The organism is Cyclobacterium amurskyense (assembly GCF_001050135.1).
GTDB classification, from domain to species: Bacteria; Bacteroidota; Bacteroidia; order Cytophagales; family Cyclobacteriaceae; genus Cyclobacterium; species Cyclobacterium amurskyense.
Map to the genome: position 1 here is coordinate 422,785 of NZ_CP012040.1, position 15,253 is coordinate 438,037.

Annotated in this window: 9 protein-coding genes; 1 reads left to right on the forward strand and 8 read right to left on the reverse strand. The window is 40.0% G+C overall.

Annotated features, from left to right (window positions below):
- Positions 1–16: 16 nt before the first annotated feature.
- The 7 genes from CA2015_RS01665 to CA2015_RS01695 form a co-directional block, all read right to left on the reverse strand.
- Complete coding sequence (locus CA2015_RS01665) at positions 17–961, reverse strand: sugar phosphate isomerase family (protein ID WP_048640316.1); 945 nt, start codon at positions 959–961, stop codon at positions 17–19.
- 12 nt (positions 962–973) lie between these two features.
- On the reverse strand, positions 974–1,759 hold the full coding sequence (locus CA2015_RS25020; protein WP_048640317.1) for a PIG-L deacetylase family protein: 786 nt from the start codon (positions 1,757–1,759) through the stop codon (positions 974–976).
- Positions 1,760–1,762: 3 nt separating this feature from the next.
- Positions 1,763–2,785 carry a Gfo/Idh/MocA family protein gene (locus CA2015_RS25025; RefSeq protein ID WP_048640318.1) on the reverse strand — a complete coding sequence of 341 codons (1,023 nt, stop codon included), beginning with the start codon at positions 2,783–2,785 and terminating at the stop codon, positions 1,763–1,765.
- A 37-nt stretch (positions 2,786–2,822) separates the two neighbouring features.
- The gene (locus tag CA2015_RS01680) at positions 2,823–3,842 is read right to left on the reverse strand and encodes a Gfo/Idh/MocA family protein (protein WP_053086630.1); all 1,020 of its coding nucleotides are present in this window, start codon (positions 3,840–3,842) and stop codon (positions 2,823–2,825) included.
- A 154-nt stretch (positions 3,843–3,996) separates the two neighbouring features.
- Entirely contained in the window at positions 3,997–5,628 is a 1,632-nt protein-coding gene (locus CA2015_RS01685) for a RagB/SusD family nutrient uptake outer membrane protein (RefSeq protein ID WP_048640319.1), read from the reverse strand.
- A 17-nt stretch (positions 5,629–5,645) separates the two neighbouring features.
- Positions 5,646–8,768 carry a SusC/RagA family TonB-linked outer membrane protein gene (locus tag CA2015_RS01690; protein ID WP_048640320.1) on the reverse strand — a complete coding sequence of 1,041 codons (3,123 nt, stop codon included), beginning with the start codon at positions 8,766–8,768 and terminating at the stop codon, positions 5,646–5,648.
- A gap of 628 nt (positions 8,769–9,396) precedes the next feature.
- Entirely contained in the window at positions 9,397–10,947 is a 1,551-nt protein-coding gene (locus tag CA2015_RS01695) for a sulfatase family protein (RefSeq protein WP_240477906.1), read from the reverse strand.
- Between the two features lie 542 nt (positions 10,948–11,489).
- Here CA2015_RS01695 and CA2015_RS01700 point away from each other — a divergent pair.
- Positions 11,490–12,407 carry a DUF5996 family protein gene (locus CA2015_RS01700; RefSeq protein WP_048640321.1) on the forward strand — a complete coding sequence of 306 codons (918 nt, stop codon included), beginning with the start codon at positions 11,490–11,492 and terminating at the stop codon, positions 12,405–12,407.
- 1,697 nt (positions 12,408–14,104) lie between these two features.
- Here the strand turns inward: CA2015_RS01700 and CA2015_RS01710 are convergent.
- Complete coding sequence (locus CA2015_RS01710) at positions 14,105–15,250, reverse strand: acyltransferase family protein (protein ID WP_048640323.1); 1,146 nt, start codon at positions 15,248–15,250, stop codon at positions 14,105–14,107.
- Positions 15,251–15,253 lie beyond the last annotated feature (3 nt).

Sequence of the window (15,253 nt, forward strand, 5' to 3'; positions counted from 1 at the left end):
TTGGATAGGGCTTTCCTCAATGCATTTCTACAGAACAGGTTCCAAGCCCTGGTGCGTAGAAGTTAAACTTTACATTAGGATGATCTGCCAAAACCGACATAGGCACAGAAGTGTCTGGAATATTATTGGATATCATGTAGGTGGTCAGTCTCTGACCAAAGGGATTGTCATGGGCTCCGGCATGCCATATAGAGACCTGATCCGTTTCCCAGGTTTCTTTAGGTCCTACTGTCACAGCTTGCGTTGGTATCAAAGGAACATTCCCTCCACAGTGCAACCTGGAATTTTGTTGAATGGTGATAGGGTGCAAATCCAAAACCCTGGTAGGAAGTTTTTTGTATTCCTCCACCGTTTGAGGATTTTCCTTATAGGCTCCTTCTCGTTTTGGTGGCTCATTAAAGGCCCAATGCTTTACATCGCCCTGCCCACCTTGCATGATTAAACACCTGGCATGTTTCCAGCTTTCAATAAATTTGGACGTATCCGCTTGAGGGAAATGTATATTTTCCTCTGGCATGGCCAGTTTCTTGTCTATTCTACTATAACAAAGGTCATTAAATGCTTTTTTGAAGGATAGGGAGTGATTGGCGGAAACTTCCTTGCCGTCAACCACCCACTCGTCCATGGACCAGAAATGCGCATGTTTCAAGGATATTTGCAATTCATTGACCAATCTTGCCACAAGGGGTAACTGTTCTGTAGGGCCGATCGGGCCGCAAATCCCTACTGGATAATCTGCTGTTGCTTTTTTCCAGGTAGTAATGTATTCCAGTGCTTCGGCTAGGTAAAATTCTTCGATGGTATTATAAAAGACTACTTCAAAACCAGGCCTGGATAATTTTATCATATCTGCTGGAGTCATTCTGGCTATTTGGTCGGTAATCTTGCTTCCCAAATCTAAGGTTGTATAATCCCACCAATCAGGAGCTATTGAACTTATCTTTCTCATATTTTTATTCATTATTTTTAAGTTTTAATCTTTTACCCCAATGCTTTTTTTGCATAAGGAATACACTTCTCCTAACTCCTTAAGAGGATCAAATTCGGACTCTGAAAATCCAAAGTGAACCCTTTTCCTCCACCCTTCTGCATGTACAAAACATTCCGACATTCCCCCAACCTTTATCGAGAAATCTTCCATGGCCGCAATGTACGAGTCCATTTTCTGACTGTCTTCCAACCAGTTTTTTTGACTTTTATGGGCATCTAATGCTTCCTTTTTGATAGTATGTACTGATTCGGTGTCAATAAATATCCCTGGGATTACTTCTTGCCCTAGAGGATCTAGCAGCCCATGCGGAAGCGCATGATATATGGCACAGTTGTAATTGGAAACGGCAGGATAGGAAGATTTAAAATTGGGAACCCCTCTTACGAATGCTGCTGTTACTGCCAAACGGCAGGCATTCATATGATCTTCCATATAATCCACTGGAGAATGCGTAAGGATAATACTTGGCTTTACTTTTCGAATAATTCCCGTCAATTTCCTTAGTGCTCCAGCCTCATAGAAAATTTCAAAATCATCACAAATGGGCGGGTGAAAAACTGCACCCAATATACTAGCAGAGTTTTGCGCCTCAAGCAATCTTATCCTGGCCGTAGTCACAGCATCAGTTTCAGTGCTCCCACAATTTCCTGAAGACAAATTCATGTAATGGATTTCATATCCTGCATTTTTTAACAATACCAATGTACCAGCCATCATAAACTCAATATCATCAGGATGCGCTGCAATTGCCATGGCTATTTTATTCATCAATTATAGCTTTACACTTTTCCCTGTTGCAGCGGATTTGTCAGCAGCAAAAATAACTTCATGTGTTTTCATGGCTTCTTTCAGTCCAGTCAAAGGCATGTCTGTCCCTTCATTGATGGATTGAAAAAAACTGTCAAACTGCAATTGATAGGGGTGGTCAGCCACATCTCCCGAGTCTAACATTTTCATGGACAGTTCACTCCACCTAGTTTTATCAGACTTAAGCTTGTTGGAGTGAAATTTATTGTCCAAAATAGACCCTTCGCTTCCAAACAAATGGGTATGGAAATAATAAGGTTGCAAACAGTCTACACTTGTTGCACACTTGGCAATTTTTCCACTTTTGAATTTTAGAATGGTTACACTGGTAGTGGTGTATTCATAGGGCTTGAAAATTTCACTTTTGGTCTTGGTATCATAACTGGTTACCTCTTCAACATCAGACCCCATAAACATCAGAAGGGAATCCAAAGCATGGCATCCTGCGGTCAGCAAAGAGCTTCCTCCTCCGGTTTTCTTCGCATTCCATTCAAATTGTCCGTACCAGGGACCTATACCATGTAGGTAATCAATTTCACCGTAATGGATGTCTCCGATCAATCCCTGATCCACGACTTCTTTTGTGGAGATAAACTGGTTGGACCACCTGCATTCGAAGCAAATACAAAATTTAACATCTGCAGCTTTCACCGCTTTTTCAATTTCCTTGCAATCTTCCCAGGACAAAGCCATTGGTTTTTCCAAAATGATATGTTTTCCCGCCTTTGCTGCAGCCAATGCATGTTCAGTATGTTGATAGGTGTAGCTACAAATGGAAACAGCATCTATACTTTTGTCTTTTAACATTTCATCAAGGTCTGTGTAAGATTTGATGTCTGTTCCCCAGGTCTTGCTTAATTCGGCATCGTCATGTTTTCTGGATGAAAAAATAGCCGAAACCTGAGCATATTCTCCCGCGTTTATCGCGTTTATATGTGCTGTAGCTACCCAACCGTATCCAATAATCCCAACATTTAATTTTTTCATAATTATCTCTTTATTAAATAGTTAATAGTTAAAATGATTATTTTAAAGCCTTTTTTAATACTTTGTCCAGTGATATCTTTTTACCGCCTTTGTTTTTACTTTCCTGAGCTGCTTCCATAAAGGCATAGATTTCAAAAGTTTCTTCAGCCGATACCGGGGCTTTATTTTGAAGGAAAAATTCAACTACTTTGACAACCAGGGATCGATAACCTGTAAACGAACCCAAATCAACGATTTCTTTTTCTTTGAATACTGTTCCTCCAAAATCACGTTTTCCTTCCCTAATGCCTCTGAAAACGCCTACCCTGCCATCTTTCCAGTAGCCTATAACTAGGTCTTCGGCTTCTGAATGTTGCACTTGCTGTACTTCCACACAGCCTGGTCCCATCACGGTAAATAGGTATTCAATGCCATGAATCCCATACCAAAACAAGTCTGTATGGCTCTTTTCCAAAGCCGCAGGACTAAAAGTATGGGCACTTATTACCTCAGAAGGATTGATATTTTGAGCGCTTTCCATGTACCTCAAGGCTGAGGAGGAAAAGATGGGCACTCCGTATTTCTCTGCCTCTTTGTAGATATCCACCACTCCTTGTAAATCCTCTGCAACAGGCTTGTCTACAAATACAGGTTTTCCTGCTTTCAGCGCTGGGAGAACTTCCTTCATATGAGGTCTGCCGTCATTGGTCTCTATCATCACCACGTCCACCATCTCAATCAATTGATCCATGGAATCAACCATGGCAACCCCCATCTCCTCCACATCTTTTTGATAACTGCTAAGTTGTTCTGGAGTGAAGTCAACATCAGGATTTCCAGGTGGGTGGTACAATGCCACCATTTTACAACCAAAAAGGTCTTTCTTTTTATTTGGGTCGTTTAGTATTTTTGAAAATGCCGCACTATGGACCGATAAGCCTACCAGACCTACCTTTAAGTCTTCCCTTGGAAGGTTTTTGGCTATAGAAAATAAGGGCTGCCCCAATAAGCTTAACCCAACTCCCCCAAAGGATAGCTTTTTAACAAAATTCCTGCGTACTATTTTATTTTCGACCATTTACTCTATTGATTAAATATTACTTCTTTCAGTTCCTGTCTTTAAAATCACTCCCATTGGGAGACGATAAAACCTATTCCATTTTTTGAAACAAGATCTATGACTCGTCTCCCGCATGTTAGTGGTTTGCTACCTTTATTCAGTACACACAGAATTAATAACCTGGATTTTGTTCCAATGCCGGATTGATATCAATCTCTGATAAAGGGATTGGAATTAATTCCATGTCTGCTGTTATGCTACCTGTTTTATCAATTACTTTATAATGACCGCTCATTGGCCCAGACGTTTCCACAGAGTAATCCGTATAATTGGCCGGATCATCAGTCAATTTCATTCCATAAAATTGTTTGTTCATTACCTCTTCAAAAATGCCCCACCTACGGATATCCATGTATCTGATTGTTCTTTCAATACAAAACTCTACCCTTCTTTCTCTCCGTAAAATTTCCGTCAGCTTAGCAGGATCTGTCTCCGTAACCATTGGCATCATTACAGCTTCTCTCCCTCTAATCTCATTGATGGTCTGATCGAGTAGGTCCTTATTAATTATGTCACCATTTTCGATCTTAGCCTCTAAATAACTCAACAGCACTTCTGCGTACCTCAACAAAATGATATCGTCTCCTGAATTTCCAAAATCACCTGCATAATCTTCAGTAACATATTTCTTCCACCCATAGCCAGTGGCACCTGGTAAAGCTGCAATGTTGTTTGAAGCCCTATCTGGATGAGCTAAAAACAGCCTTCCTCTAAATTCGGTGTATTCTGGAAGAAAAATGCTGGCATAAAGCCTTGGATCCCTGTTGTCAAATGGGTTTTCGGGATCGTACAATGGCGAATCTTCTATGGGAAGACCATCATTCATTAAAAACGCATCTACCATGCCCTGATAGGGATTGACTTCTGAATATCCACCGTAAAATTCTGGGTGGTGGTTTCTTTGGTTGTGTGTGTTCCCATAAAGACCAGCAATACAATTGGTAGACAGGATAATCTCGCTACTCCCCTCACCTGCTTCTTCAAAAATCGTTTTGTATCTAGGATCTATTTCATGCACCTGCAGCCCAATAATCTCTTCATAAACAGCAATTGCCTCAGCCCATTTTTCATCAATCATCAGCAATCTACCTTTGATACCCAGAGAAGCAGCTTTAACTATTCTGCCTTTTTCATTCTCTGGCCTACTAGCAGGAAGATCGGCTGCGGCAGCAGTTAGTTCCTGTATGGCAAAATCCACCACTTCAGTCCTTGAATTACGGGTTTGAGTATTGGCCTCTTCAATGGTCATTACATTGGTGATCAAAGGAACACCACCGTAAAGAAGTGACATGTAGAAATATTCGTAAGCCCTTAAAAATTTGACTTCTGCAATCCACTCATCCTTTATTGTCTGATCCATTTCTACACGCCCAATGTTCTCGAGGAAATAATTGGCTTTGAAAATGGTCCTGTATGCCCTTTGCCAAATGGCCAATACCACTTGCGTATCAGCCGCTCTTAAGTAACCACTGTATATATTCCCCACAGATCCAAATTTGTAGCTGGAGTCATCTGTAGCGCTAGAAAGGATCAGTAGCTCATTTGTATAGGAGTTATTACCTACATTACTACCATTATAAACACCAGTGAGCGCAAGCATGGCGTCACTTTGACTGTTCCAGAAGGATCCTTCTGACAACTGAACCAAGGGCTGTTCATCCAACCAATCCTGGCAACCGGTTTGACCGATCAAGATCAGAATAGACAAAACACTAACTAAGCCTAATTTTTTATATGTTTTCATAATCAGAATATCTTTTATTAAAACCTTACATTTACACCCACCACATAGGACCTGATAAGCGGATAAAACCAATCTGCTCCTCCTGTTTGCATTTCAGGATCCCAACCTTTATAAAATTTGGTGATCGTGAAAAGGTTTTCACCGGTGACATACAAGCGCACATTGTCTAGGAAGGTATCTCCAATAAGGCCCTCTGGTAGCGTATAGCCGAGTTGCACGTTTTTCAACCTTAAGAAGGTGGCATCCCGGTTCCAGAAATCAACTGGATTGGAATTGTAGAAACCAGAAGCGGTAGCGATGATTGTTGGATAAGCCGCATTGGGATCTGGATTTTCAGGTGTCCATCGGTTTTCATAAAAATCCCTTTGCACATTACTATTGTTCTCCAATGGAAAGAAGAATTGACCAAGGGTCACAAAAGCATCCCTACCTCCTTCTCCTTGAAACATAATGTTAAAGTCAAAATTCTTGTAATCCCCATTCAGTATAAAGGCATAGGTACTAAGTGGCAAAGGCTTGCCTATCACGCTTCTATCATAGGTGGAATTCACCACACCGTCTGGCACACCATCAGGTCCACTGATATCCTTGTACTTTATTCCTCCAGGGATGGCCAAATTTGAAAAGGGTTGGGTGGCATAACTCGCAACATCGGCTTCACTTACAAATAATCCATCGCTCATAAACCCATACCTGCTCCCTATCGGATGACCTATAAACAAGCCTCTTGAAATATCTCTTTCAAGGTTGGCAATTTCTAACACCTGATTCTTCACGACTGAGAAAATGGCCGACGCACCGATATTTAATTCTCCTATTGAATTTCTGTAGCTAAGGTCAAAATCCCAACCTTTGTTTTCCACCTTAGCGGCATTGGATTCAGATGGGGTAGCCCCTAACAATCTGGAAACTGAAACTGGATAAAGAATATCATTTGTGATCTTCACAAAATACTCTCCTGAAAATGACAGCCTATTTTCCATAAGTGCCAAATCAATTCCTATATTAGTCATTGTTGTTGTTTCCCATGTGATTTGCTTATTGGCAATAGTCGTCACCGCTCCTCCAGCTGAGAGCGAGCCTCCAAATGGATAATTCTGACCTAAAGCAATCAAGTCCTGATAAGGATAATTGGCAATGGATTGGTTACCCAATTTCCCCCAAGAACCCCTGATCTTGAAATCTGCAACCCAAGGAAATGCATTCTGAAAAAAGTCTTCTTGTGCTACCCTCCAACCTGCAGAAAAAGAAGGAAACAACCCCCATCTACTTTCCTCTGGGAATCTGGAAGAACCATCGTAGCGAAAATTTGCCTCCAATAGATATTTATCCTGGAAGTCATAATTTACTCTTCCAAAATAAGAAGAAAGAGTATTTCTTGCCGCACCTCCATTATTAGTTGCGCGAACAGTTGCTCCTGCATCAATTTCATAAATTTCATTGTTTGGAAACTCATCTCTGAAAGCTCCCAGGTATTTTGAGCTATAAGCTTGAGCAGATCGTCCCAAAAGCACCTGAAAAGAGTGATCATCAATATCCTTATTGTACTCTAGAAAAGCTTGAAGCGTCAAAGCTGAACTTTGGTACCATCCAGTCCTTAAACTATTTCTTTGAATTGCATAAGTAGAAGTGATAGGATAGGTCGAAATAAAAGTTTTACTTTCAGTAAGCCCTTGGGTGTAACCGGCCTGACCTGTAATTTTAAGGTCCTTTGTGATTTGGTAGATCATACTACCATTCGTATAGATATTGGATTCCTCCCCGGACACAAAGGATTGGCTGTTTAAATCTGCTTCTGGATGAGAGGTCTCATTTCGGCCGTACAATCCATCAGCTGTAAAGCCTGGTATGGCATTTGAATTCCTCATGGCTCCGGCAATTATATTCCCTATACCTCCATTGCCATAAGGAGCAGATGGTTCATTGGAACTGGTTTTATTTCCGGCCAATTTGACACTGATGCTTAATTTATCACTTAGCTTACTATCCAGGTTAAGGCGCAAATTAATCCGATCGGCATTGTTCTTTTGGATAATACCCTGTTGGTCATAATAGCCTAAAGAGAACATGTATCGCGTTTCAGCAGTACCACCACTTACAGAAAGGTCATGCTTGGTTTCTGTACCTTGACCTGAACCAAACAAATGCCCAATATGATCAAAATTGGGATAGTCAGGATTATTTCCAGCTCTGAAAAAATCAATCTCTTCATCTGTATACCTCCTTTGTTGCCCTAAATTCAGGTTATTTTCATTGACTGCTAATCCATATTCCCATGAATTCAACATCTCAGGAATCATGGTTGGGGTTTGACTGCTTACATAAGCATTGTACCTAAATACAGGCGTTCCTGATTTTCCTTTTTTGGTTTCAATAAGAATAACGCCATTTGCAGCTTTCGACCCAAAAATAGCAGCAGATGCGGCATCCTTTAACACAGAAATGCTTTCAATATCATTGGGATCTACATCATCCAGAGAAGATTCTATCATGTCCACAAGTACCAAAGGGCTATTGCCTGCGGAACTAAAAGTACCTTGTCCCCTTATTAACAAAGAGGCACTGTTTTTACCGGGATTACCCGAACTTTGACGTACAGAGATCCCACTCATCTGCCCTTGTAAAGCAAGGGATGATTTAGGTACAGACCTTTTTTCCAATGCTTCATTGGTAACAGTAGAAACAGAACCTGTTAAATTCACTTTTTTCTTGGTACCATAGCCTACCACCACCACTTCTTCCAAACCTTTAAGATCTTCTTCTAAAGCTATGTCAATAAGATTCCTTCCTATAATTGGTACTTCTTGGGTAATAAACCCAATGGACGAGAAAATCAAAACTTCAGATCCATCTGGAACATTTAAATTATAATTGCCCTCCACATCAGTGACAGTCCCCATAGACGTTCCTTTAACCAAGATGTTCACTCCTGGTAAACCAATTCCATCCGATTGGGAAGTAACCTTCCCTCTTATACTAATGGCTTGATTAGCATCATTAATACCCACTATATACCTTGTAGATTTGGAAGTCTCTATCCCAAAGGCAAATCCGGCCCCAGTAAAAACTAGTGGCCCCAAGATCCCCAGAAACAAGAAACTTAATAATCTGGTAAGTGGTCTGTAAATTAATTTTTTCATACTTTTGTGGTCGTAGATTAAACTTAGTTTTTCTGCATTTCCTATTCATTTTAAGATTCCAAATCGATACAAATGAGTAGGATCAATATCTGGCCGGAGATCATCCCACTGACCTCCGGCTTTTCTATTATTTCACCATATGCTATAATAGCAAGATCTATTAGCACTATGATAATCTTATTACCAAATTTAATTATTACATATTCGACAATCCTATACTTTTTACTAGATCTAAGATACTATCTTATAGAATTGTTAAATTTTAATGTAATAGACAATAAATACGCTATTAATTACCCAATGAAGTTTTTTTATAATTATTAAGCTATTATTTATCCCTTTAACCCGAAATATGTAATAGACATTCTATTACGTGCTGAAATCGCTTTAAAATCAGCCACTTCGTTGCTGTTTTCAATTTCACCATAGCGGTGCTATGCTAAAATCTCCAAACAGTCTGATTTTCTTGCGATTGCAACACTCATTACGAATCCTATTACATAATCCGGGTTTAAGCAGAAATTATAAATAAAATTGGGCGTACCTGTCCCCACTCCCAGAAGGGAGTTCTATATTTAAAAGAAAATCAGTTGGTTATTTAAACACAAACAGCCTAATTAAGCAAAAATTACTTCATGAGCACTGGAACTGGGTGATCCATTTTCCCAGGGCTTCTTTGGTTAAGACCGGGCTGACCGCTATTTCCCAAATCATTTTTGGCAATGGCTGCCAATTCCGTCAAGCTTTTTACTATCTCAGGCTTTTCAGCAGCCAAATTATGAGAAGAAGTAACATCATTCACGACATTAAACAAAAGTGGCTGGTTCTCTTCCCCTTCTTTAAAATACGGATGAACCTTAAACTCCTTTAAAGGCAGGAATAATTTCCACTGACCGGATCTTATGGCTTGAAGTTGATCCATATAGTAATAGTAAAAAACATCGTGAGGGGTTTTTGCATCCTTTTCTCCTAGAATCAGTGGAAGAATGTTTTTACCATCAATAATCCGATCTTGGGGAACCTTGGCTCCTGAAAGAAGGGCAAAGGTCGGTAGAAAATCCATAGTCGTCGCCATCTCCTCGCTTACGCTTCCCGCTGGAACTGTACCCGGCCACCAGAAGATAGTTGGTACTCTAAATGCCCCCTCAGCAGTAGTATAGCCTCGACCTGATAAAGGAAAGTTCGTTCCTCTTACTGTACTTTCAGGGTCATCGGTCATTGGAGCACCATTGTCTGAGGTGAAAACTACGATTGTATTTTCATCTATCCCAAGCTGCTCTAGTTTATTCATTATTTGACCAACTGACCAATCCAACTCCTCGACACTGTCTCCCCAAGGGCCTCCTTTACTTTTACCTTTGAAAGCCTCACTAGCAAAGGGTTTGGTAGTACTTCCAGGCATGGCTTGAGGCAGGTAAAGGAAAAATGGTGTATTTTGGTTTTGGTCTATAAATTCCAAAGCCTTTTCAGTGTAATCTTTGGTCAACAAATTTCTATCAACTCCTGCCTGCACTACTTTACTGTTTTCCATTACAGGCAATGGAGGCCAATTCGACCCATTAAATTTTGTCCCGATCCGTTGACCGACCTCTTGGGTCATGTCATCACTATAAGGTATGCCATAAAAATAATCAAAGCCCTGATTGTTTGGTAAAAATTCTGGCTGGTCTCCCAAATGCCATTTCCCTATAAGGCCTGTTTTGTAGCCAACGCTTTTTAGCACTTCTGCTATTGTTACTTCTTCAGGATTTAATCCATAAGGTGAAATAGGACGCAAAACCAGCCCATCTCTAGGATTGACATGCATGCCTACCCGCTGAGAGTAACAGCCTGTCATAATAGAAGCCCTAGAAGGCGTACAAACTCCTGCAGTAACCAAAAAATGGGTAAACTTCCGGCCTTCTTTGGCCATCCGATTTAATTCCGGAGTGCGGATCACTTTTGAGCCAAAAGGCTCAATGTCTCCATAGCCCAAGTTGTCGCAGAATATTATAATAAAGTTAGGTGTCTTTTTTAAAGTATCGATTTGCTCCAAGACCTTATGATTATCCCCTACCCCTGCTTTCAACACTTTAGCATTAAGCTGAGCATAGCTCATGAACAATAAGAAAAAACAAGCTAAATAAATGGAAAGGCAATACCCTTTGCTCCTTTGAAATAAATTAGAAAAGATTTCCATTTTATTAAGCGTTTAATAAGTCGAAGTATCTATTTTCGGAATGATAAAAATATGGATTTTAAAACAAAAACACCTATAATATCTTCCAAGTTACTGGTATTATATAATGAAAAAACCTTAACAAACGGAAAAGACCATTATTTACCCCATTCGAAAAAAATTAAAATTAGAACATCCCACAAAAAGAATGATCAAGCATTTTTATCCCCCTCGAATTAGGCAATGGATCTTTTATTAACTGACCGTAACGTTCTACAATTAAAATCCCTTATTCATGTGGTAAGGCAGATTATTAAAAAAAACCTTCTAAATTCTAAATTTTGGCTAAAGCCACCTGCAACGAAGCAATCCTACAAATGGGCTAAAGCCCATTCCTATTGAATTCAATTGGTTGAACATAGATTTTGAGTAAGGATTTGAGGTTTATTTTTCGTATTTTGAATTCAAATTGACAGCTTAAACAAAATCCAAAGCCAAGAGATAGAAGACCTTAATAATATTGCGTTTTTTTTTAAGCTATCATGACACTTTAACCCAGAACAATGACGACAAAATCCCTAACCACCGAATGGCCAGTCCTTGATTTTGCAGCCATGCAAGACACCATTGAGACCATCCACCAATGGCTACAAATAATAGGTAAAATCCGTTTAAAAACCATGCCCTGGCAAAACCACTCCTGGCACACAACATTATACCTCTCTCCAGTAGGTTATTCTACTCAGGCCATTTGTTTTGATGGTGGTATTTTTGAAATAGAGTTAGATTTTATCCACCATCAACTGCACATCAAATCTTCAAATGCTGAAACGCAACATATTGAGCTAAAAACAATGAGTGTAGCCGACTTTTACAAAGTACTTTTTGAAAAGCTAGCGGCGTTAGGAATTGACGTTGAAATTCATGGCAGTCCAAACGAAATGGAACCAGCCATTCCTTTTGCCAGCAATACTGCCATCAGTACATACGATCCTATAGCTTCCAACCTACTTTGGAAAGCTATGCTTAAATCAAATGGAGTATTCAATAAATTTCGAAGTGGGTTTATAGGTAAATCCAGTCCTGTACACCTATTCTGGGGTGCCTTTGATTTGGCTATAACCCGTTTTTCTGGAAGGCCGGCACCCCTACATCAGGGAGGCGTACCCAACATGCCACTCGACGTAATGCAGGAAGCCTATTCGCATGAAGTAAGTAGTGCGGGATTCTGGCCAGGATCCAAAGATTCGCCCATGGCCGTTTATTATGCCTATGCCTATCCCGGTAATGAAGCCTATGCAAAGCAAAAAGTTTTACCGGAACAGGCATTTTACAGTCCTGAAATGGGAGAGTTTTTCCTAAAATATGAAGACGTACAATCCTCCTCTGACCCGGAAAAAACATTGATGGATTTTTTACAGACCACCTACGAGGCAGCAGCCAATACTTCTAACTGGGACCGAGAGGCATTGGAAAGGTAAAGAGCCAATGTTTTAATAGCTACGTTTTTTGGTAGGAACACTTATCTGTAAACTTTTTTATCTCAATTATTCTTCACCACCGGTGTCTGAGCCTGTCGAAGCCAGCGGTATCGAAGTCGGGTGAATGAGCGGAGCAGAAGTCAACCTGAGGCCTCAACAATTAGACCCCCTATCTATATGGAAAGGTAGATTATTAAAAGAACCTTCTTAACTCTAAATTTTGGCTAAAGCCAGGTTCTACGATGCAATCTTATAAATGGGCTGAAGCCCATTCCTATTGAATTGTTTTTTTGAACAATGGGTTCGGGTGGAATTCAGAAATTGAAATAATAACAAATCCTTTCAATAGCCCCTAGCTTTAGCTTGGGGATTTCGGTAATTCACTCGTCTTTGGGGTTTTAGCCCAATCATAAATAGGTGGTGGTATCCTTTTATTTAAGCGATAAACCCTGATTTACGAAAGTTAAAAACTTTCAGCATTTTAGGTCTAAGTTACGCTTCGCTAAACTTAGACCAGTGCATCGATAACACATCCGATTGCTTCGACAGGCTCAGCCAAAGTAATAGCAAGACACCCCAAGTGGGTACCTCGGAACCTACCCTTATACCTTCCTAACTCCAATTTCTGACAAGAAAAAGGGGCTGGGTGCTCAAAACTGACAACATTCGACCTTTTAACTCGAATTTCCCACCTTTGAACTCAAATTTTCGACCTAAAATATCGAAAATTCGACCAAAAAGGGACATCGATCTGGTCTAAACGTCGAAAATATGACATAATTACCGGAATTTTAAGGGTATGGGTGAGAATTTTGGTATTCCGTAATGGAGAAGGGTGCCTTCGAGGGTACCCATTGCAGTTATTAGCTTCAAAATTCGAGCTTCGAGGTGGTGTTTTCAATGTTTTATCCGGAAAATTCCGCCTTTTTGGCAGTTCATTTGAGCTTTTAGCTCGGCATTTCGACCAAAATGGAAAATGATTCAAAGGTAAAACCGAACAATTCGACCAATTTTATTACCTATTGGGTGTTTGGATGGATAAATAAAAGCCATGAGGGGTCAAGAATAAAAAATCATATTAGAAAAAAACAGGGTACAGCTCAATTGATTTTGACTTACATAAGCATATTATATTATTAGTTATTTTTTCAATCATAAAGGCCTCTTTCAGTCTTTTTAATAGCGGTCATATGACATAATAGGCTGAGGTAGAGAAAAATTACAATTCTCAAGTAATGCATTTATCGCTAATTATTATGGACTGAAAAATCAAGGGATGAAAGTCCCACCTACACTGCTTGAATACTTAGCAACTTTCAGTCCTTCAATCAAAACGGAAAGAAAGAATGTAAAGGAATGGATAAGATCACTCATGACCGACATACAAACAACACTTAATAATTCGGGAGTTGATTTTTTTCATATACCTACCTTTAAAGAGAATGATTGTATTGATTTGAAAGGGAATATATGTTTCAATTAGACGATCAAAAGCTCGAAAAACCAAAACACCTTATTCAACATGATATTTGGGCTTTGCAGTTCACAAATGATCAAATAACTAATTCAAATCAACATTGGATTATACTTACTTACGATAAATCCTTAATATCTTTCTCAAAAACAGATGTTTATAATGGTCATGTAACTACTCCAGCCAAATTTATTGATATAACAGAGTCAACCAAGCTACTTCCCTATACCTTCACATACCAGCGGTTCTTGTCCATCCACCAACCTATCAACCATATGAGCAGCATAAAGGTGATGGAGAACAGAAAACTTGCCCAGCCTTCGGGGAACACTGGTTCAAATAGGGTTTTGTAGGCCAGGTTACGAATGGATTGGCCTTCGATTTTAATCATCCCAAGGATTCTTACCAATACTCCGGATAGGATGTACAAGGCCAAGGGGTTTTTGCCAAAGACTTCGAAAAAGTAAGCCCAGCCTTTGATGGACCGCACTTCCAATACAAACATCAGTACGGCTAAGGTAAGGGTGGAATAACCGACCGTTACGAGAACGAAGGAACTGGTCCAGATCTTTTTATTGATCGGAAACCCATAATCCCATAGGTAACCTGCGACTAGTAAAAGCACTGCAAACATGGCCAACCAAAGCACCGTCTCGATATTTCCTCCTCTTTTTTGGATTTGCAAGCCTACCCAATAGCCTAATAATACATTGACCATGGCAGGAAAAGTGCTTAGAAGGCCTTCCGGATCGAAGGCAACCCCATCCATCGTGTAGAGGTTATCAGGGGAAAACAGCCATAAATCCAATCGCCCACTCGCATTGCCTACCAGTGAAAACGGATCCATGCCCGGAACCCCAAGAAAAAGCATGACTAGCCAATACAAGCCCAACACAACGCCACTCGTAATAAGAATTTTTCTCGCGCTCAGGAAATAGATCATGGTTGCCGCAAGGCCATAACATAAAGCTATTCTTTGCAAAACACCTAAAATTCTAATGCTAGTAAAGTCATAAGGTACCATACCACTATCATTGATTCTAAAGAAAGGAAAGGCCGTAAGCAACAAACCAATAATAAAAATCAAGGCCGTTCTTTTAAACACCTTGCCAAAATAATCCTTTCCGCCCTTTTGTTTAAACTTACCTAGACTGAAGCTCATGGCATTGCCCACTACAAATAAAAAGGAGGGGAACACCAAATCCGTAAGAGTTAAACCATGCCATGAAGCATGAGTCAGAGGGCCAAAACTAGTACTTCCATCTCCGGGAGTATTGACGATCACCATCAATGCCAATGTCAAGCCTCTTAGTACATCCAATGATTGGTACCTTGTTGAGGGAGTAGGGTAATCCAATGTAATTGTCATATT